The organism is Novosphingobium terrae (genome assembly GCF_017163935.1).
GTDB lineage: Bacteria > Pseudomonadota > Alphaproteobacteria > Sphingomonadales > Sphingomonadaceae > Novosphingobium > Novosphingobium terrae.
On sequence record NZ_JABVZR010000002.1, the window covers coordinates 1,315,560 to 1,336,862 of the forward strand.

At 63.9% G+C, this 21,303-nt stretch carries 13 protein-coding genes; 8 read left to right on the forward strand and 5 right to left on the reverse strand.

The features are described 5' to 3' along the window. Positions 1 to 12: 12 nt before the first annotated feature. The gene (locus HGK27_RS24020) at positions 13 to 1,332 is read right to left on the reverse strand and encodes an Nramp family divalent metal transporter (RefSeq protein WP_206245397.1); all 1,320 of its coding nucleotides are present in this window, start codon (positions 1,330 to 1,332) and stop codon (positions 13 to 15) included. A gap of 177 nt (positions 1,333 to 1,509) precedes the next feature. After that, on the reverse strand, positions 1,510 to 2,034 hold the full coding sequence (locus tag HGK27_RS24025) for a gluconokinase (protein ID WP_206245528.1): 525 nt from the start codon (positions 2,032 to 2,034) through the stop codon (positions 1,510 to 1,512). Between the two features lie 296 nt (positions 2,035 to 2,330). Between HGK27_RS24025 and HGK27_RS24030 the strand changes: the two genes are divergently transcribed. Together HGK27_RS24030 and HGK27_RS24035 are read left to right on the forward strand one after the other, a co-directional pair. Beyond that, positions 2,331 to 5,333 carry a glycosyl hydrolase family 28-related protein gene (locus tag HGK27_RS24030; protein ID WP_206245398.1) on the forward strand — a complete coding sequence of 1,001 codons (3,003 nt, stop codon included), beginning with the start codon at positions 2,331 to 2,333 and terminating at the stop codon, positions 5,331 to 5,333. A gap of 49 nt (positions 5,334 to 5,382) precedes the next feature. Beyond that, on the forward strand, positions 5,383 to 8,364 hold the full coding sequence (locus tag HGK27_RS24035; protein WP_241127822.1) for a TonB-dependent receptor plug domain-containing protein: 2,982 nt from the start codon (positions 5,383 to 5,385) through the stop codon (positions 8,362 to 8,364). Positions 8,365 to 8,482: 118 nt separating this feature from the next. Here HGK27_RS24035 and HGK27_RS24040 read toward each other — a convergent pair whose 3' ends face one another. From HGK27_RS24040 to HGK27_RS24050, 3 genes are all read right to left on the reverse strand, one after another. Further along, complete coding sequence (locus HGK27_RS24040; protein ID WP_206245530.1) at positions 8,483 to 11,458, reverse strand: glycosyl hydrolase family 28-related protein; 2,976 nt, start codon at positions 11,456 to 11,458, stop codon at positions 8,483 to 8,485. Positions 11,459 to 11,625: 167 nt separating this feature from the next. Beyond that, the gene (locus tag HGK27_RS24045) at positions 11,626 to 12,303 is read right to left on the reverse strand and encodes a FadR/GntR family transcriptional regulator (RefSeq protein ID WP_206245399.1); all 678 of its coding nucleotides are present in this window, start codon (positions 12,301 to 12,303) and stop codon (positions 11,626 to 11,628) included. Between the two features lie 14 nt (positions 12,304 to 12,317). Then, positions 12,318 to 13,661 (reverse strand): GntT/GntP/DsdX family permease, encoded by a 1,344-nt coding sequence (locus HGK27_RS24050; RefSeq protein ID WP_206245400.1) that lies wholly within the window; start codon positions 13,659 to 13,661, stop codon positions 12,318 to 12,320. Positions 13,662 to 13,982: 321 nt separating this feature from the next. On the opposite strand from HGK27_RS24050, the gene HGK27_RS24055 reads away from it, so the two are divergent. From HGK27_RS24055 to HGK27_RS24080, 6 genes are all read left to right on the forward strand, one after another. Further along, on the forward strand, positions 13,983 to 14,228 hold the full coding sequence (locus tag HGK27_RS24055) for a helix-turn-helix domain-containing protein (RefSeq protein ID WP_206245531.1): 246 nt from the start codon (positions 13,983 to 13,985) through the stop codon (positions 14,226 to 14,228). 295 nt (positions 14,229 to 14,523) lie between these two features. Beyond that, positions 14,524 to 14,865 carry an ArsR/SmtB family transcription factor gene (locus HGK27_RS24060; protein WP_206245401.1) on the forward strand — a complete coding sequence of 114 codons (342 nt, stop codon included), beginning with the start codon at positions 14,524 to 14,526 and terminating at the stop codon, positions 14,863 to 14,865. 1 nt (position 14,866) lies between these two features. Next, positions 14,867 to 15,379 carry an SRPBCC domain-containing protein gene (locus HGK27_RS24065; RefSeq protein WP_206245402.1) on the forward strand — a complete coding sequence of 171 codons (513 nt, stop codon included), beginning with the start codon at positions 14,867 to 14,869 and terminating at the stop codon, positions 15,377 to 15,379. Positions 15,380 to 15,576: 197 nt separating this feature from the next. Further along, positions 15,577 to 17,205: an alpha-L-fucosidase gene (locus tag HGK27_RS24070; RefSeq protein ID WP_206245403.1), complete on the forward strand. Its 1,629-nt coding sequence runs from the start codon at positions 15,577 to 15,579 to the stop codon at positions 17,203 to 17,205. 250 nt (positions 17,206 to 17,455) lie between these two features. Further along, positions 17,456 to 19,759, forward strand: a complete 2,304-nt coding sequence (locus tag HGK27_RS24075) for a glycoside hydrolase family 31 protein (protein WP_206245532.1) — start codon at positions 17,456 to 17,458, stop codon at positions 19,757 to 19,759. 31 nt (positions 19,760 to 19,790) lie between these two features. Continuing rightward, on the forward strand, positions 19,791 to 21,254 hold the full coding sequence (locus HGK27_RS24080; RefSeq protein WP_206245404.1) for a GH1 family beta-glucosidase: 1,464 nt from the start codon (positions 19,791 to 19,793) through the stop codon (positions 21,252 to 21,254). Positions 21,255 to 21,303 lie beyond the last annotated feature (49 nt).

Below are 21,303 nucleotides of genomic sequence, written 5' to 3' on the forward strand. Positions count from 1 at the left end.
ACGATGCGCTACCTACAGCGCCCATTCCATCACAAACCACAGATTGGCCATGGCGATCAGGGCAAACAGTGCCCATGCCGCAGCCTTCACCGCCCAGCCATTGGCAAAGACCCCCATGATCGCGCGATCGCTGGTGAAGCGGATCAGCGGATAGATCGCGAAGGGCAGCTGCAGCGACAGCACCACCTGCGTCAGCACCAGCAGGCGGCCCACAGCATGCTCGCCCAGCCACAGCAGGCCGATCAGCGCCGGAATGATCGCCAGCACACGCGTGATCACCCGGCGCTGCCAGCAGGGAATGGTCAGCTTGAGAAAGCCTTCCAGCACCACCTGCCCGGCCACCGTCCCGGTGAAAGTGGCGCTCTGGCCCGAGGCGAAGAGGGCGATGCCGAACAGCAGGGCAGCCCCGCTCGCGCCGGTGATCGGCTCCAGCAGATGGTAGGCATCCTCGATCTCGGCCACCTGCGCAAAGCCATGGGCATGGAAGGAGGCCGCCGCCAGGATCAGGATCGCGCCATTGACCAGCGTGGCCAGCAGCAAAGCGATCACAATGTCCAGCGTCGCAAAGCGCAGCCCCTCGCGCATGGAGGCTGCATCGGATCGCGACTGGCGGGTCTGCACCACCGAGCTGTGCAGATAGAGGTTATGCGGCATCACCGTCGCGCCCAGAATGCCGATGGCCAGATAAAGCGCATGCGGCTGATGCAGCACCGAGAGGCGGGGCACCGCGCCATGCAGGATGGCGGCGGCGCTGGGCTGAACCATCACCAGCTCCACGGCAAAGCAGGCGGCGATGGTGGTGATCAACCCCAGCACAATGGCTTCCAGCTGCCGGAAGCCGTGTCCCTTCAGCCCCAGCACGATCAGCATATCCAGCGCCGTGAGCAGCACGCCGACCCACAGCGGCACGCCCAGCAGCAGGTTGAAGGCCAGAGCCGAGCCCAGCACCTCGGCAATATCGGTAGCGATGATCGCCAGCTCCGCCATCAGCCACAGGGCGAGGCAGACGGGCCGATTGTAATGCTCGCGCGCCATCTGGGCCAGATCGCGCCGCCCCACGATGCCAAGGCGCATGGACAGCCATTGCAGCAGCATCGCCCCCAAACCGCACAGCAGCACCACGAAAAGCAGCCCGTAACCGAGGCGAGAGCCTGCCTCGATGTCGGTCGCCCAATTGCCCGGGTCCATATAGCCGACGGCCACCAGCAGGCCCGGTCCGGCAGAGACCAGCGCCTTGCGCCACCAGGGCAGGCCGCCGGGCACAGGCACGGTGCCTTGCGTCTCGGTGGGGCAGAAAGGCGCGGTGGCGGTACGGGGCAGGCTGAAGGACATGAAGGAAACCGGGCGAAGTCCTGTGCTGTGGCGTGGAGCCGGGGAGGGGCGGCAACCTCACCACGGGATAGCCTCAGGCGCAATGCTTCAATCGGTTTCGCAGCAACATAGCAGCCCAAGCAACAGGCTTCGGGTGCGGATCGTGTACAAAGCGATCCGATGACCGGAGGCCAGTGCTTATGGCAAAAGCCGTCCCGGGCCCGATGTGTCGGCCTTTTGACAAGACGTCAGCCATGCCATCACCTGACGGCTCAGATCGTCGGGCGCGGTATTGGCGTCGAGGATGAGCGCCTTTTCATCCGCCTCGGGCACTTCCAGCGTGGCCAATTGGCTGCTGAGCAGGCTTGGCGGCATATAATGGCCGGGGCGGTTTTCCAGCCGTCGCGTCAGCTCGGCCGCCGTGGTGTTCAGCAGAATGAAGACCATCGGCTGGTGCGAACTGGCCGCCAGCCTTTCGCGATAGGCGCGCCGCAAGGCCGAACAGGCCGCCACAACCAGCCCCTGCCGATCAACCTCCTCATGCATGGCCGCCCCCAGATGGTCCAGCCAGGGCCAGCGATCGGCATCCGTCAAAGGGGTGCCATGGCGCATCTTCTCCACATTCTGCGCGGAGTGAAAACTGTCGCCTTCCAGAAAGGCGCAGCCCAGCTGCCGGGCCAGCAAGGCGCCGAGCGTCGATTTGCCGCTGCCGCTCACCCCCATCACGGAGATGGCCAGCGGCGGCACAAGGCCTGTCTCAAGATTGCCCCGCACCTGTTGTCTTCCCTTCAACTCAAGCCTGCGATCGCTGCGGCCCCTTCGCCGGGGCGCAACATGCCATGATGCGATCAGATTCCATGGTTTTACCGCTCCCTTGCAGCGGCCAACTACTGGGACCTTGGTCCCTGCTGTTGTGCCCGGCAGACTCCCCTAACATCGCCTCTCTCAACGAGCGGACCTTGATGGTATCGCTCACATAAAAAGGGCTGGGCATGCACAGGGGCTGGTTGGCACTCACGATGATCTGTGTTTGTGGCGCGCAGCCTGCCTGGGCCGCCGCGGCGCCTTCGGCATGGAGCAGCGCTCCGCAGGACCCCCGCGCCGTCACCGTGAAAGGCGCGGGCGACGGCAAGGCCGACGACACCGCCGCCATCCAGCAGGCCATTGCCGCATCGCGCGGGGCAACGGGCGAGGGGATCGTGTTCCTGCCCTCGGGCCGTTATCGCCTGACGCGCTCGATCCTGGTGCCGCAGGGTGTGCGCATCTTCGGCGTGGGCGCCACCCGCCCGGTGCTGGTGCTGGGCGACAACACGCCCGGTTTCCAGCAGGGCGTGGGCACGATGGTCGTCTTCACGGGCGGCGACCAGTATGATGTCGGCAAGGTCCCCGAGCCGGTGCCCAGCGCGGTGCCCTTCAGCGACAAGGTGCGCGACGCCAATTCCGCGACCTTCTATTCGGCGATGAGCAACATCGACATCGAGATCGGCGCGGGCAATCCGGCGGCGGCGGGCGTGCGCTTCCGCGTGGCGCAGCATGCGTTTCTTTCGCATATGGATTTCCACATCGGCTCGGGTTTTGCGGGCATCTATCAGGCCGGGAATGAGTGCGAGGATCTGCGCTTTTTCGGCGGGCGCTATGGCATCGTTTCGGAAAAGACCTCGCCCGCCTGGCAGTTCACCTTGCTCGATTCCAGCTTCAGCGGCCAGCGTGACGCCGCCATTCGCGAGCATGAGGCGGGGCTGACTCTGGTCAATGTCTCCATGCGCGACGTGCCGGTGGGGATCGACATTGATCAGGGCTATGGCGACTGGCTGTGGGGCAAGGATGTCCGGTTCGAGAATGTCTCGAAAGCGGGGGTGGTGATCTCCAACGAAGACAATGCCTACACCCAGATCGGCTTCGAGAATGCCTTGGCCAGCGGCACGCCGACCTTCGCCCGCTTCCGTGACAGCGGCAAGGCGGTTGCGGGCGCTGGTCCGGCCTATCGGGTAAAGGAGTTCACTTACGGCCTGACTCTGGCCGGGCAGGGCGCCATGGGCACCTATCAGACGCGGATGGATCAGGCGCGCATCGCGGCCCTGCCGCCGCGCCGGGCTCCGGCCATCCGTGCGCTGCCCGCAACGAAGGAATGGGTCGATGTCCGCAGGCTGGGCGTGAAGGGCGACGGCAAGAGCGACGACACCGCCGCTCTGCAGCGCGCCATTGACGGCCATCGCGTGCTTTATTTTCCGGTCGGCTTCTACATGATTAGCAACACGCTGCATCTGAAGCCCGATACGGTGCTGATCGGCCTGCATCCCAGCCTGACCCAGATCGCCTTGCCTGACAATGCACCCAACTATGCCGGGCTTGGCGGGCCGCTGCCGATGGTTGAGGCGCCCAAGGGCGGCGATAACATGCTCTTCGGCCTTGGTATTTTTGGCGGCAGGGTCAATCCGCGTGTGACGCCGGTGCTGTGGAAGGCCGGAGCCAGTTCCCAGATCGACGATGTGAAAATTCAGGGCGGTGGCGGCACCTTCATCGCCGATGGCAAGCCGCTGGACTTTTACAGCCGCCCGGGCGGCGATCCGGTGGCGAGCAATCATTGGGACGCGCAATATCCCGGCCTGTGGGTCACCGATGGTGGCGGCGGCACCTTCGCCGCGATCTGGGCGCCCAACACGCAGGCGCAGAACGGGCTCTATGTCTCGAACACGAAGACGCCCGGCCATGTCTATGAATTTTCCAACGAACATCATGTGCGCAATGAAATCGTGCTGGACGGCGTGGAAAACTGGGAGTTTCTGGCCCCGCAGACCGAGCAGGAAGTGGGCGAGGGCGGCGATGCCGTCTCGCTGGAAATCCGCAATTCGCGGCAGATCCTCGTCGCCAATTACCACGCCTATCGTGTGACGCGCAATTTCAAGCCCGCGCCCATGGCGGTGAAGCTCTACAATTCGGCAGACATCCGCTTCCGCAATGTGCATGTGAACGCCGAAAGCGGCTATGCCACCTGCGACAGCAATGGCTGCGGCACCTATCTGCGCGCCAGCAAATTCCCCTTCGAAAACAGCATCGTCGATACGACTCACAAGATCGAAACGCGCGAAAGGGAATTCGCGGTGCTCGATGTGCCCGCCGATCCGGCGCGGCCCTTATCCTCCAGCTTCCCAACCGGCGCGAAGGTGGAGAAGCTGGAAGACGGCTTCTGGTCGATTTCGGGCGCGGCGGTGGCTGCTGATGGCACGCTTTATTTCGTCGATCACCGTTTTCAGCGGATTTACAGCTGGGCCGAAAAAGCCGGACTGGGCGTGGTGCGGGACAATCCCGTCGACCCGGTTAATCTGGCAGTCGCCCGGAATGGCGATCTGATGGTGCTCTCCTCGCTGGGAGCCGAGGCGGGGGTCTACAGCTTCCGTCCCGGTACGCAGGATGGCGCGATCAAACTGATCGCATCGACGCCCGCCGCCGCTCATCCCGATGCGCAAACGCTGCTGCCGGTCAACCTCTGGAACAATGGCGAGTTCAAGGATCAATATGATCCCGCCAACGACCATTTCACCACGCTGGCCGAAATGTTCAAACGCGACATGGCCGCGCCCAAGGCGCGGGAGTATGTCTCGCCCGATGGCAGCCTGGTGCTGCCCGCCTTCCGCGTCTTCCAGCAAGGCTCGCCCGATCATCTGGGCTGGCGTTTTTCCGATACGCTCGATGCCCATGGCCTTGTCACGGCACGGGCCGGAGAACGGGTGTTCCTGACCAATGAGTCCGAGGACAAGACCTATTCCGGTCTGGTGGGTTCAGGCGGCAGCGTCACCGATCTCAAGCCCTTTGCCAATCGCGGCGGGGAAAGCGTGGCGGTGGATGCTCAGGGCCGGGTCTATGTTGCCAATGGGCAAGTCTTCGTCTTCGACCGTGACGGCAAGGATCTGGGCCGCATCGATGTGCCCGAACGCCCGCTGCAGATCCTGTTTGGCGGTGAAGGCAACCACACGCTTTTTATCCTGACACATCACGCGCTTTACGCCGTGAAGGGCCAATAAACTGACGCTCAAAATCAAACGGGCAAAACCATAAGTGGGGGAATACAACATGACGATCCGGAGATATCACACAACCCATGGCCTGCGGTGTCGCGCCATGCTGGCGACGGGCGGGGCGCTGATCGCGCTGATGCTGGCCACTCCGGCGCTGGCACAGAACACCGATGCGCCGCCGGTTCAGGCGCCGGACACGCCCGCGCCCGCTGCCGCCCCATCCTCGCCAGCCGATATCATCGTGACGGGTTCGCGCATCACCAGCAGCGGCTTCAGCGCGCCCACGCCCACGCAGGTGCTCAGTTCGGCAGCCATCGCCAAGAATGCGCAGCCCAACGTCTTCACCACCATCGCGCAATTGCCCTCCTTGCAGGGCAGCACCGGCGCCACCGTGGGCACCAACAGCACGTCGAGCGGCACGCAGGGCCTCAGCTCCTTTAGCCTGCGCGGCCTGGGTACCATCCGCACGCTGACGCTGATTGACGGCCAGCGCGTGGTGGGCGCCAATGTGACGGGCGTGCCCGATGTCAGCCTGTTCCCGCAATTGCTGATCGAGCGCGTCGATGTGGTGACGGGCGGCGCTTCGGCCTCCTATGGCTCGGACGCGGTGGGCGGCGTGGTGAACTTCATCACCAAGACCCATTTCGAAGGCTTCAAGGCCAATGTGCAGGGCGGTCTCACCACCTATGGCGACGATGGCAATTACACCTTCCAGGCCGCGGCGGGCAAAAGCTTCCTCGATGGGCGCCTGCATGTGGTGGTCAGCGGCGAATACAGCCATGAGGACGGCATCCCTGCCGCAGGCTTTGGCGATTCAGGCCCCGACGGGCGCAACTGGTATCGCTCCGACACGCTGATCAACCGGGGCGTCACCAATGACGGCTCGCCGCAATATCTCTATCGCCAGCATGTTCAGGCCTATCAATACACCAAATATGGTCTGATCTCGGCGGGGCCGCTGCAGGGCATCGCCTTTGACAAGAATGGCAATCCCTTCAACTTCAACTATGGCTCGGGCGGGGTTCCGGCGAAGAATGCGGCGGGCAATGTCTCGGGCTGCTACAGCGGCTTCTGCGTGGGTGGCGATCTGTCGGGCAATGTCGGCATTGGCACCAGCCTGCAGTCGGAGATCACGCGCTGGGACGGCTATGGCCGGATCGGTTTCGACGTGGATTCGAACAATGAGATCTATGGCACGTTGAACGTTTCACGCGTCGCCTCCAACAACACGCCCAACCCGGGCGCGGCCAAGACCGGCCTGACGATGCAATGCTCCAACCCCTTCGTGCCCGCCTCGGTGCAGACGATGTGTGCGAATGCCGGCATCACCAGCTTCAGCTACGGGTTGAGCAATGCGGTGCTGCCGGACTTCATCAACGTCAATCCGGTGCGCCGCCAGATCCGCGGTGTGGTCGGTGCCAAGGGCAAGCTGGATGTGCTGGGGACCAACTGGTCCTATGACGGCTATTACGAGCATGGCGAGAACATCACCGACATCCACGTCAGCAACATGACGCTGACCAACCGCTACAATGCCGCGATCCAGGCGGTGCGTCAGCCCGATGGCACGATCACCTGTGCCAGCGCGGTGGCGGTGGCCGCCGGATGCCAGCCGCTCAACATCTTTGGCGGGGCGACGCCCAGTGCGGCCACGCTGGCCTATATCACGCCAGCCAATGGGCCCTATCAACACACGCGCCAGACCCAGGATGTGGTCAGCCTTGCCATCAATGGCCAGCCCTTCTCGCTGCCGGCGGGCCCGGTGTCGATCGCTTTCGGTGGTGAATACCGGCACGAATATTACAAGGTCAACGGCGACCCCTATGGCAATGGCGTTACCGCAGACGATCCCAATACCTCGGCCTATCCTGCCGATCCGCTGCTGAATACGGCGGGCAACAATTGGTATGCGGGCAATTATCACAATGGCACCGGAAAATATGACGTTTACGAGGGCTTCCTCGAAGTCAACGCGCCGCTGTTCGACAGTGCCAAGCTGGGCAAGGCCAACCTGAATCTGGCCGGGCGCGGCACGCATTACAGCACTTCGGGTACGGTCTACACCTGGAAGATCGGCGGCACCTGGCAAACGCCGATCGACGGCATCCGCCTGCGTGCCGTGACATCGCGCGATGTGCGCGCACCCAACCTCAGCGAACTCTATGCCGCGCCGATCACTGTGACGGTGCCCGGCGTCACCAATCCGGCCAACAATCAGGCGGTGACGATCCAGCAGAACACCATCGGCAACACGGCGCTGAAGCCGGAAATCGCGCGCAACACTGAAGCGGGCATCGTGCTGTCGCGCCCGCATTGGGCGCCGGGGCTCAACCTGTCGTTCGATTACTATCGTATCAAGATGACCGGGGTGATCTCCTCCCTGACCGCGCAGCAGGAGATCAACTATTGCTCGGCGGGGGTGACGCAATTGTGCAGCGCCTTCAACCTCAACGCCGCCACGCCTTATGCCAATGTGCAGTCCTTCAATCTGGCCTCGATCTTCACGGACGGCTTCGACATCGAGGCGAGCTATCGCTTCAATCTCGATAGTGTGAAGGTGCCGGGCAGCCTGACCTTGCGCGCGCTGGGCACCAATGTGCGCAATTTCATCACGGATACCGGCCTGCCGGGCACGATCCCGACGCAAGGCGCCGGGGTGAATGCGGGCGCCACGCCGCATTGGAAGGTGCTGGCCACGGAAAGCTGGGACACGGACAAGTTCAGCCTGACCCTGACCCAGCGCTGGTTCAGCGCGGGTGTGTTCAACAATGAATACATCGTCTGCCAGACCAATTGCCCGGTTTCCACGGTCAATCATCCGACGGTCGATTACAACCGCATGCCCGGTGCGCTCTACATCGATATTGGCGGCACCTACAATATCACCAAGAAGCTGACGGCCTATGTGAAGGTGGACAATCTGTTCAACCATGATCCCGCCGGATCGCCGCAGACGAACACCGGCGTCGACGTCAATCCGCAGCTCTATGATGTGATCGGGCGCATGTATCGCTTTGGCGTGCGTTATAATTTCTGACGTCAAAAGGTGATCGCTTCCTTGCGGGGAAGCGGTTACTGTCAGGCGCGTTTGACAAGAAAAGGGCGTTTCCACCGTGAAGTGGAAACGCCCTTTTTGGTGCCTGAAAACTGCTGTGTCAGATTTTCGTCGAATAGAGCGAATGCTGGGTCAGGATGTAAAGCGTGCGGTGATCGGCCCCACCCAGCAGAAGTTGCAGCGGGCGCTCCGGCACATCGATACGGCTTTGCTCCTTGCCATCATGATCATAGACGAAGACTTGCCCATTGGCGACATAGACCCGGCCCTGAGCATCCACTGCCACACTTTCTCCGCCGCGATTGGCAAAGGGCTTGAGATCGGTCACGCTGCCGCCCGCGCCCACCAGACCGGAATAGGTCTTGTCCTCGGATTCATTGCTCAGGAACACGCGTTTTCCGGCCCGCGCGGTGACGAAGCCGTAAGCATCCATCGTATCGCCAAAGCGCCAGCCGCGATGATCGGACGGCCCCTGCTGGAACATGCGGAAGGCGGGCAACACCAGGCTGCCATCGGGCGAGACATACTCCTGCGCCTTGGGCGCGGCCATATCGCGCGCGAACATGTCGGCCAAAGTGGTGAAATGGTCGGTGGCCGGATCGTACTGATCCTTGAACTCGCCGTTGTTCCAGAGGTTGACCGGCAGGGCGGTCACCGCGCCGTCATGCGGCGCGGTGGGCGTGGGCGGGATCACCGTCAACTCCGTGTCAGGCGTCCCCGGCTTGAAGGCATAGACCGTGCCATTGCGCCCATAGGAGGACAGCACGATCAGATTGCCCGCCCGGTCGATGGTCAGATTCACCGGGTCGAGCGGGTCATCGCGCTCGACAGTCAGGCCCTCGGCCTCGCTCCAGCCATGAATGCGGTGGCTGTGGTGATCGACGAAATAGAGCTTGCCCCGCGCATCCACCACCCCGCCCGCCGCCGCGTAGAAATCGCCAGCCAGCCTGGTCACGCTGGTGGAGGTTGCGGGCGCAGCGGGATTGGCGGGCACATCCAGCACGGCAAATTCGCGCTCGCGCATCTCCAGCCGATGCGTCACGTCGACAATCGCATTCTCGAAGGGGAACTTGCTGGCGCGCAGCCTTGTGGCGCAGCCGTTCTCATCGCAGGTGCCCAGCCCGCTCTCGGCATTCACATGCACATTGCGGAAGCGGATGTTGCCTGAATTTTGCAGACGCACCGCCGTCAGCGCGGGCCTGACCGTGCGTGTCACGCGATAGGCGTGCAGATTGGCGATCAGAATATCATGGGCGTTGCGAATGTCGAAGGATACGGCCTCCTGACTTTCGCCGCTTTCTTCCTCGGTCTGGGGGGCAAGGAACTCCCAATTGGCGACATTGTTCAGCGCGAATTCGGTCTGAACGTGATGCTCGCTCGACATTTCATAGACATGGCCGGGCGTCTGCGTGTCCGAGACATACATGCCCGCGCGGGCATAGGTGTCCGGCGTCCAGAGGTCGCTGAAGGTGCCGCCGCCGCCATCGGTGACCCACAGGCTGGGATATTGTCCGCCCCAGCGTTTGCGCGGGTCCGGGTCGGCGCTATGCGTGGCGTCATAGGGATCGAAGCGTGAGCCATCCGCTAGCCGCGTGCCATGGCCGCCCTGGAATTTCACATCCTCGACCAGCGATCCGGCACCCGCCTTCCACAGCAGGGCAGTGGCGCGCATGTTGATCCCGCCGGTGAACAGGCCAAGGCCGGTGATCACGGCCTCGCCGCCCTTGGCGCTCTCGATCAACGCGCGGGGCGTGCCAATGCCCTGAAAACCTGCCGTGCCATCGGGCAGCACGATCTGGGTGAGGTCGGGATGCAGGCCGATCAGCACCGTATCGGGCTTGAGATGCAGCGTGTCCGTCACGGCATAGCGCCCGGTTGGCAGATAGAGCACGCGATGCGTATCAATGGCGCGTTGCAGAGCGGCGGTGTCGTCGCTGGTGCCATCGCCTTTCACGCCCAGCGAGCGGACATCGACCCACTCTTTCGCTGCGGGCAAAGCGCGGATGGCTGGAGCCCGGCGCGGCGGCAGGGCAGCAATGCGCGCCTGATCCATCCGCGTCTGATAGGTGCCCATCGTGCCCAGCCCGGCCAGAGTCAGGCCGTAGGTGAACTCTTTCACCCGATAGGCCGGGCCAGCGCCTGCCACGGCCTTGCCACTGTCGCGGAAGCGCGCGAAGGTCGGCGTGCCGCTGGCCAAGGCATTGTCGAAGCCGATCTGGGTGTAGGCGTTGTCCTCGTTGGAGATCAGTACGCCCGCCTTCGAGACATTCTCGAAGCGCACATCCTTGCCCCACAGCCAGTCGCCATAGCCCTTGTCGATGTCGATCCCGATGGGCACGTCGCGCATCGCCACATTGACCAGCGTCAGGCTGGCCTCATGCTCGCGGATGGCGGCATCGCGTTGGCCGCTGAAGCTGGAGTCCAGCAAGGTGAACTGCCATGCGGGCGAGGGCTTCTCGGTCAGAATGCCATAGCGCCCGCCGAAGAAGCGCAAATCCTGACAGCTGTTGGCCACCTGATAGAGCCCTGCCAGTCCCGAGCCCACATGGAAGTCCATATGCCGCAGATAGGCATGCTGCGCCGCGTGAAAGCGCACGCCCACCGCGGCCGGATTGCCCGCACCGATGGCGATATCGATGCCCTCCATCGCCGAATAGAAGGTGCCGGGGTTGGCATCGGCGATGGCAGGGTTGAACGGCACGGCATCGGGCGGCGGGAAGGGCACCTTGCCTGCCGGGCCTTGTGGTGCCTTGGGCTCGCGCCCGGCGAAGATGACCATGGTGGCGACGCCCTTCTGGAAGCCGGGCGTGTTGTCGGCCAGCACCAGTTCGGGGCGCCGCTCACCGGTGCCGAACAGGCGCAGGCCCGGCCAGACAAACAGCGAGCGGGTGATGCGATAGCGCCCCGCTGGCAGGAAGACGATGCCTTCGCCTTTCTGAGCAGCGGTATCGAGCGCCTGCTGGATCGCGGCGGTGTCATCCGCCTTGCCGTCGCCCACGCCCCGCACGGTGATCGTGGCAGGGTCGGCGGGCGCCACGGCCAGCATCGGCCTGTCTGCCGCTGCCGTCGCGGCCATGGCGGTCAAGGGGCATGCCAGCAGGCCGAGGCCCGATCCCAGCAGCAGGGCATGTCTGAACCTCACGCATCATCTCCTATGGCTATGCGCCGTTGATAGGCGAGGTCTGAGGGCAGAACATGCGGGACCAAGGTCCCGGATTTTCGTCCCGGATTTTCGGCCCGATTTCAGGGCATCAGCCGCTTGCGCCCCTGCGACAGATGCCAGCGCATCGCCAGCGCGGCGCCATCGCCATCCTGCACCTTGATCGCCTCGACGATCATCTCATGCTCGCTGAGCATGGCGCCGATCGCATCCGTCGCGCGGGAGCGGGAGATGTCGACGCCCGCGCGCATGATGCGGTCCACCTCCTCATGCATATGATCGAAGCAGGAGAGGAACACCGGATTGGCTGTGGCCAGCACGATGGAGCGATGCAGCAGCATGTCCTCGATATGGGCCGGGCCGGTGGAGATCAGCGCCGCGCGCAGATTGTCCATGGCGCGCTGGATGGCGCTCATCTGCTCGACCGAGCGGCGCATCGCGGCCAGCCGCGCCGCTTCCGCCTCCAGCACGAAGCGCACCTCGTAACTGCCCATGGTGGCCGACAGGTCCATCATCTGCATATGCGAACCCAGCCGCATCGAGGGCCGCCGCTTGACGAAGGAGCCCGCGCCGCGCCGCGCCTCGGTGATGCCGTCAGAGGCCAGTCTTACCAGCGCTTCGCGCACCATGGTGCGCGAAATGCCGAACATCTCGGCCAGCCGCGCCTCTGAGGGCAAGCGGTTGCCGATCTCCAGATCCTCGGCATTGATGATTTCGATGATGCCTGCATAGGCCCGATCGGCCAATCGACCTTCCTGCATTGTTCCCTCCCGGATCACAGCAGATAGCTGCCTGCCAGAACGAAAGCCAGTGCGACAACCGAGACGACCGTTTCCATGGCGGACCAGCTGCGAAATGTATCGGGTGTGCTGGTGCCCAGATAGCTGCGCACCAGCCAGAAGCCCGGATCGTTGACATGGGAAAAGAAGATCGACCCGGCGCCGATCGCCAGCACCGTCCATTCCGGCGAGGCGCCCGTGGCGGTGACCACGGCAGGCATGATGCCGGCGGCGGTGATGGTGGCCACGGTGGCCGAACCGGTTGCGAGGCGGATGCAGACGGCGGTCATCCAGGCCATCGGAATGGCGGGGATGCCGCCTTGCGAGGCCAGATGGGCGAGGAAATCGGCAAGCCCGGCCGTCACCAGCACCTGCTTCAGCGCGCCGCCCGCGCCAATCGCCAGAATGATGGCGCCGGCCGGTTTCATCGCTTCGGTCCAGATGGCGCCCTGCACGGGCGCCTCGCACATGCGCCGCCCGAACAGCAGCGGCATGGCCGCCAGATTGGCCAGCACCAGCGCGAAGACGGGGTTGCTGACCAGCCCTGTCCAGCCCAGATGCGTTGCCATGGCGGGGGGCACCAGCGCCTTGACCTGACCCAGCGCGATCAGCACCACCGGCAGCAGCACGGCGATCAGCGAGGCGCTGAGGCCCGGCGCCTGCACCAGAGGTTCGGCCTTGCCGATCACCGGGGCTGTGGGGCGCACATGCCGTGCGATGATGCTGGCCAGCAGCGGCCCCGCGACAATCGCCGTGGGCAGGCCGACCAGCAGGCCGTAGAACATCGTCAGCCCGAGATTGGCATGCAGCGCGGTAACGGCCAGCAAGGGGCCGGGGTGAGGGGGCACCAGCGCATGCAGCGTCGAGAGGCCGGCCAGCGCGGGCAGCATCAGGCGCATGCGCATGTCGGACGCGTCCTTGCCGCCGCGCAGCCCGTCAGCGGCGGCGGCCACGATCGGCAGCAGCAGCACCAGCCCGGTTTCGAAGAACAGCGGCAGACCAAGCAGCAGGGCCACGGCCATGCTCATCCATGGCGCGGCGCGCGGTCCGCTCAGCCGCAGACCGGCCTGCGCCACGGCCTCTGCGCCGTTGGAGAGTTGCAGCATGGCGCCCAGCGACAGGCCCAGCGCCACGACCAGCCCTGTGCCGCCCAGCACATCGCCCGCGCCCTTCTCCACCGCATGGGCCAGATCGCCCGGCGCCAGCCCCGTCAGCAGGCCGATCAGAAAGGCGCCGCACAGCAGCGCCAGAAAGGGATGAAAGCGCGCCTTGACGATCAGCGTGATGGCCGCGGCAATGCCCAGCACCGCCGACAGGATCAGTCGCATATCCTCACTCATCGCCGGGTCTCCCGCGATGGAGGTCGGCCCTGCCCGGGCGCCGATGATGGCTGGCTGGCGATCACAGTTCTGTCCTCTTCCCGGTGCGCTTTTGCGTCACCCCTGGTTTTATCGTCTCAAAAACCTGTATAACAGATGATAGGGCTAACAAAACAAAAAACAACCGTTGACGCCGGAACTGCGTCGGAATATTCAAGATCTGTCCAACTGCCTTATGCACTCTTGCCCGATGATTCATGGCCGGGCGGGGCCTGCATGGCGTGAAAAGAAGGGCTTGCCGGAAAACCGGGCGAGCGGACATGATAACAGGAGGGTAGAGTGATGCAGCAAGTGAGCGGTGAGGGCACAAGTGGCGGCTCCGCGTCTCCTGTCCGGTTGACGCCCACGCAGATGAAGGTGATGCAGGGGGTGCGGTCCGGGCTGCTGAACAAGCAGATCGCTTTCGATCTGGGAATCGCCGAAAAGACCGTGAAGGCGCATATGACCTTGCTGATGCGCAAGCTGAATGTGCGTAATCGCACGCAGGTTGCGCTGGCTGCCCAGAGCTTTTTGAAGACTGTGGCCTGACTTTCCGGCAGGTTTTTCAGATTTTGACAATCGTCATGAACGGTCTGTTCGATGGCGATGTGGTGGTGCGTCGCGTTTGAACAGCGCAGCCGTTCGATATGAAGATCCATCACCCCGGATGACCTGAATTCATTGGCTGATGGCGGATGAATGTCTTCGCTTACAGGATATCTTTCTTGCGGAAGGAGGCGGCGCTCAACGTTTCTGGACCATCCCTTGTCCCATAGGTCCGTGGTCTGCCGGTCTTGAAAGCCTCCCTTGCGAATCTCTGGTGAGTGGCGCTATACTGAACTTGATGGTTCAGTATAGCGCCACTCACCTCGATGCCTCCTTTGCCGCCCTTTCGGACGCGACAAGGCGTGGCATTCTCGAACGACTCGGGCAGGCAGACGCCTCGATTTCCACCCTTGCCGAGGGGTTTCAGATGACCCTCACCGGCATGAAAAAGCACGTCAGCGTGCTGGAGCAGGCGGGTCTTGTCATGACCGAGAAGGTCGGGCGGGTGCGTATGTGCAAGCTGGGCCGCTACACGCTGGAGGCCGAGGCGGCGTGGATGCAGCAGCAGCGGGCGCTGTGGGAGGCCCGTTTCTCGGCACTGGACAGGCTGGTCGAAGACTTACAGCGCAAGGAGGCATAGAATGGCACTGAATGAGAGCAACACCACCGGCGTGACGGTGGAGCGGGTGTCTGACTGCGAGCTGGTCGTGACGCGCAAGGTCAAGGGGCCATCGCGGCTGGTCTTCAAGGCCTGGGCCGATCCGGCGCTGTTCCCGAAATGGTGGGCCCCGGCGTCCTTTTGCGTGACCATCATCTCCTATGAGGCCGATGTCCGCACCGGCGGCACCTATCGCCTGGTGATGGGGCATGCCTCATCGGATCAACCCATGGCGTTCTTTGGCCGCTATATTGAGGTCGTTCCCGGCGCCCGTATCGTGTGGACCAATGATGAAGGGGATGAAGAGGGCGCTGTCACCACCGTCACCTTTGAAGATCAGGATGGTGAGACGCTGGTTGTCGTGCGTGATCTCTATCCCTCGAAAGAAGCGCTCGATGAGGCGATTGCTTCGGGCAGCACCGGCGGTTGGGGAGAGCAACTCGAACAGTTGGAAAAGCTTGTGCAGGACTCGGGATCAGGCGTGGCAGAGTCGTAAATTCACGCCGCCAATATTGGCAGCGGACTATCATGGTGCAGGCGGAGGTTGGCGCTCGATCTCCGCCTGTCGCGCAGGTTTGGCAAGGATAAATCGTAGCGCTAACATTCACTAGTGAAATCTTCTATCATAGGTGATACGAGGCCCCGGCCCGGGCACGCCATTGCAGGCAGGCCGGTAAAGGAGAGGATGCAGCCATGTTCGACCGCCGCGGATTGATGGGCTCGGCCGCTGCCGCCGCGACCGCGCTGGTGGCCTCGCATGCCGGGGCTGCCGGTGCCATGCGCAAGGTGCAGCCCAGCTGGGCCTCTCTGGCCGCCTCATGGCGCATGCCGGACTGGTTCCGCGATGCCAAATTCGGCATCTGGGCGCATTGGGGCGCTCAGGCCGTGCCCGAATTCGGCGACTGGTACGGGCGCCTGATGTATGTGCAGGGCGATCCTTTCTACGAACATCACCTCAAGCATTACGGCCATCCCACGCGCGCCGGCTTTATGGAGATCGAGAATCTCTGGAAGGCGCAGGCCTGGGAGCCCGAGACGCTGATCGATCTCTACAAGAAGGCGGGCGCGCGCTATTTCATGGCGCTGGCCTGCCATCACGACAATCTCGACACCTTCGACAGCGCGCATCACGCGTGGAACACGCTGCGTGTCGGCCCCCGCCGCGATATTGTCGGCGGCTGGGAGAAGGCCGCGCGCGGTGCGGGTTTGCGGTTTGGCGTCTCCAACCACGCCTCGCACAGCTGGCACTGGTGGCAGACCGCCTATGGCTATGATGCCGAGGGCCCCATGCAGGGCCAGCGCTATGACGCCTGGCATCTGCGCAAGGAGCATGGTGCGGGCACATGGTGGGAAGGCCTCGACCCGCAGGAGCTGTACAACGGCCCATGGTATGCCGCGCCCGATGGCCTCACCTCGATCAAGGCGATGAATGACTGGCACACCGCGCATGATGGCGTGTGGAGCGAAGCTGTGCCGCCAGGGTCGCGCGGGGCGGCCTATGCCGCGAAATGGCTGGCGCGGCAGCAGGATCTGGTGGCCAAATACCGGCCCGATCTCGTCTATTTTGACGATTACAACCTGCCGCTGGGGCAGGCGGGAATCGCCGCTGCCGCCGACTATTACAACCGCGCTATCAGCTGGCATGGCTCGCCCGATGTGGTGCTGACCGGCAAGCAGCTCACGCCGTTCCAGCGGCAGGGCATTACTGAGGATGTGGAGCGCGGCTTTGCCGATGCCATCCGCCCCCAGCCTTGGCAGACCGACACCTGCATCGGCAGCTGGTTCTACGACCGCCCGCTGGCCGAGCGCAAAGGTTATAAAAGCGCCAAGCAGGTGCTGCAGCGTCTGTGCGATGTGGTGGCCAAGAACGGCTGTCTGCTGCTCTCCGTGCCGCTGCGGGCCAATGGCACGCATGACGAGCAGGAGATGGGCATTCTCGCCGATCTCGGGCGCTGGTTCGCGGTCAATGGCGCGGGCATTTATGGCACGCGGCCATGGCGTGTGTTCGGCGAGGGCCCCAATGTGCCGCCCAAGGGCATGCAGAGCGAGGCGGAGATGAAGCCCTACACCGCTCAGGATATCCGCATCACGGCGAGCGGCGGCGGGCTGAACCTCTTCCTGCTGGACTGGCCCGAGGGTGAGGCACGCATCGCCTGCCTCGGTCGCCGTGCGAGCGGCGGTGTGATCGAGCATGTGACGCTGAACGGCGGCGGCCCGCTGCGCTTTGTGCAGGACGAGGATGGACTGCGCCTGACCCTGCCTGCGGGCGGGAACGGCCTGCCGGTGCCGGGCCTGCGGATCGAGGGGCGTGGGCTGGTCTGAGGGTGCGAAGACCCGGGACTTTAGCCCTTCTTGCCTCGACAGAGATATTTGATAGCGATACCAATAGACCGACTAATAGCTCTTGCTGATCGAAACCCGAGTTTCGGCGCGACTATCACTACATTGCAGAGGATGCTTCTTGGTGGATCACTCATTCGACGCCGTTGTGCCTGCTTCTTGGGCGCCAGCCCGTCCGGCAAAATTCGGTGGCCTGGCGCGCAAGGGCCTTCTTGCTCTGGGCCTGTCATGGATGGCGCTGAGCGCGACCAACGCTCTGGCCGAGCCGATGGCGCTGCTCGACCGCAACGGCAGCCGCGTCGCGGTGGAGCCCTATGCGCCCAACATCGTGCGCGTGACCATCGCGCTCGATCCCGCGCTGGCCAGCGCTGCGCCCGGTGAGGGCCCCAATGCCAAACCTGACGCTGCCGGTTGGACGCATCATGCGGATGCCTCGGGCGATGTCTTTGCTTCCTCCGGGCTGACGCTGACGGTCGATGCCAAGCCCTATCCCCCCGCGCCCACCATGATGGAGCGCTATTTCGCGCCCTCGCTGCCGCCGGTCAGCCTCTCGATCAAGGGCGCGGATGGCGGCCTGCTGGCGCGCATGAGCGGCTGGGAGATGGCCCCCGTCACCGTCAATGGCGAGAAGACCTTCAAGGTCGGCGCCAGCTTCGATGCCGCCCCGGGCGAGCATTACTACGGTCTGGGCCAGAATCAGGAGGGCATCTTCGACCTCAAGGGCCGCCAGATCGATTGCGCCCATAATTACGACGCCCCCGCGGGCGAGACCGTCTGCGTGCCCTTCATGATTACGAACAAGGGCGACGGCAAGGTCTGGGGCATCGTGTGGGACAATCCGGCGCGCACGCTGGTGACGCCGGGCCTGCATGGAGCCACGCATTTCCAGTCGCAGGTGGGTGAGCGGGTTTCGTTTTTCGTCATCACCGGCAACAGCAGCGACGATCTCTACGCCGGCTATGCGAAGCTCACCGGCACCACGCCGCTGCCGCCCAAGGCCGCCTTCGGCCTGATCCAGAGCAAGGCGCGCTACGAGACGCAGAAGGAGCTGCTCGACATTGCGCAGGGCTATCGCCAGCGCAAGCTGCCGCTCGATGTGATGGTGCTCGACTGGTTTTACTGGTCGCGCATGGGCCAGCTGGATATCGACCGCACCTATTTCCCCGATCCCAAGGGCATGAACGATCAGCTCAAAGCGATGGGCATGCGCTCGATCATCAGCGTCTGGCCGCGTTTCGAGCGGGAATCGCGCTATTTCGATATGCTTTCGGCCAAGGGCTGGCTGCTCAAGGACAAGGACGGCCATGCGGTGGACGGCCTGCCCGTCCGCGCCGACCGCGCCGGGGCGCTGATCGACAGCACCAACCCGGAGGCCCGCAACTGGTTCTGGGGCGAGCTGCGCGACAACATCGCCAGCCAGGGCTTCGACTGGTTCTGGCTGGACGAGACCGAGCCCGATCTGGTGCCCGATGGCTCCTTCTATTCCATCGGCTCGGGCGACCGCTATCACAACCTCTTCCCGCTACTGCATACCGAGGGCGTGGCCAAGGGTTCGGCGCATGACCGGCCCGATTTCCGTAATCTGATCCTGTCGCGCGCGGCCTATCTCGGCTCGCAGCGCACCGGCGGGCTGTTCTGGTCGTCCGACGTTCATTCGACGTGGGAGGCGCTCAAGCGTCAGGTGCCTGCCGGTCTGAACTTCACCGCCTCGGGTCTGGCCTATTGGGGCAGCGATATCGGTGGCTGGCAGTGGCCCAGCGGCCCCAAGGCCGAGCATCCGCTGCTGGTCGACCCGGCGGGCGCGACGGCGATGGCGGCGGATTACACCGACTATCCCGAGCTGTTCGTGCGCTGGTTCGAATACAGCGTTTTTTCGCCCACGCTGCGCATCCACGGCCAGCGCCCCGGCACGGCCCTGTGGCAATATGGCAAGGCCGCCGAGCCGATCCTCGCTGACAATCTGCGCTTGCGCTATGCGCTGATCCCTTATCTCTATGCGCAGGGCCGCCAGACCTATGAAAGCGGCGCGCCCTTCATGCGCGCGCTCTTCATGGATTTCCCCAAGGACCCCAAGGCGGCCACCGTGGGCGACCAATATATGCTGGGCAAGGCCTTCCTGGTGGCGCCCGTCACCGAGCAGGGGCAGACGAAGAAGTCGGTCTATCTGCCCGCCGGTACGGCCTGGTACGATTACTGGACCAACCGCCGCTATGAAGGCGGCCAGACCATCGAGGCCGACGCGCCGATCGAGCATATTCCGGTCTTCGTGCGCGCCGGTTCCATCGTGCCCATCGGCGTGCAGGTGGACAGCACCGCCAGCAAGCAGGCGCTGGACAGCATCCGCGTCTACCCCGGCGCCAATGCGACGTTCACGCTCTATGACGACGATGGCACCACCAATGGCTATCGCGCCGGCAAGGACGGCCGCAAGGCCGAGCTGGTGTGGGACGATGCAACGGCCAAGCTGACCAGCCGCCAGCCCTTGCCCAGCGGGCAGGCGCTTGCAGACCTCATCAAGATCATGGGCGGCCAGTAAGCCGCGCCGCCACTTTACAGAGGACTTCTCAATGACTGGAATCAATCGCCGCCAGCTCGGTATGGGGCTTGGCGCGGCGGCGCTGGGCTCGGCGCTCGGTGGGCGCCTTGATGCGGCGCAGGTCGGCGCGCAGGCGGGCGGGGCTGCGGCGCCGCAGGCCGGGCTGGCCTTTCCGGAAGGCTTCCTCTGGGGCTGCGCCACGGCGGCCTATCAGATCGAGGGCGCCGTCAGGGAAGACGGGCGTGGGCAGACCAATTGGGATGTGTTCTCGCACACGCCGGGCAAGACCAGCGACGGCGGCACCGGCGATGTCGCGTGCGACAGCTATCACCGTTATGCCGAGGATATTGCGCTGCTGAAAGCTCTGGGCGTCAAGGCCTATCGCTTCTCGATCGCCTGGTCGCGCATCTTCCCCGATGGGCGCGGCAAGCCCAACCAGAAGGGGCTCGATTACTACAACCGCCTGATCGACGGCCTGCTGGCCGCAGGCATCGAGCCGCATGTCACCCTGTTTCACTGGGATCTGCCGACGGGGCTAGCCGGTGGCTGGCAGTCGCGTGACACGTCTTACGCCTTCGCCGATTACGCGGGCTATATGGCGGGCAAGATCACTGACCGCGTCAAGCATCTGATGACGGTCAACGAGCTGCGCTGCTTCACCGACCTGTCCTATATGACCGGCGGCAAGGCGCCCGGCCTCAAGCTGCCCATGGGCGAGGTCAATCAGGTGCGCCACCATGGCGTTCTGGCGCATGGCCTTGGCGTGCAGGCGATCCGTGCCTCGGCCAAGCCGGGCACGCAGGTCGGTCTCGCCGACAATGCGACGATCTTCGTCCCCGTCATCGAGACGCAGGAGCATATCGCTGCCACCATGAAGGCCATGCGCGAGGAGAACGCCATGTTCCTCACCGCGATCATGGAGGGGCGCTATCTCGACAGCTATCTCGCCGCGCAGGGCAAGGATGCGCCGAAGGTAAAGGACGGCGACATGAAGGCGATCGGCAGCGCGCTCGATTTCGTCTCGCTTAATGTCTACACGCCCAACTATGTGCGCGCGGCGGACAATGCTGCGGGTTACGAGATCCTGCCGCATCTGCCCCAGTCGCCACGCATGGCCTCGCCCTGGCTCTATGTCGGGCCCGAGGCGCTCTATTGGAGCGTGCGCACCGTCAACGATCTGTGGAAGCCCAAGGCGCTCTACATTTCGGAGAACGGCTGTTCGGCGGATGATCCGGTGGCGGCGGACGGCAAGGTCTATGATGCCGACCGCATCATGTATCTGCGCAACTACCTCACCCATTTGCAGCGCGCCGCGCGTGAGAATTATCCTATCAAGGGCTATTTCCTCTGGAGCCTGATGGACAATTTCGAGTGGGAGGATGGCTACACCAAGCTTTTCGGCATCCACCATGTCGATTTCAAGACCGGCAAGCGCACGCCCAAGCTGAGCGCGGACTGGTATCGCGAGCTGGTGCGCACCAACCGGTTGGTGTGACCGCTGCCCTGCCCCGGGGCAGGGTGTCACCCGAGGATAGCAAGCAGGA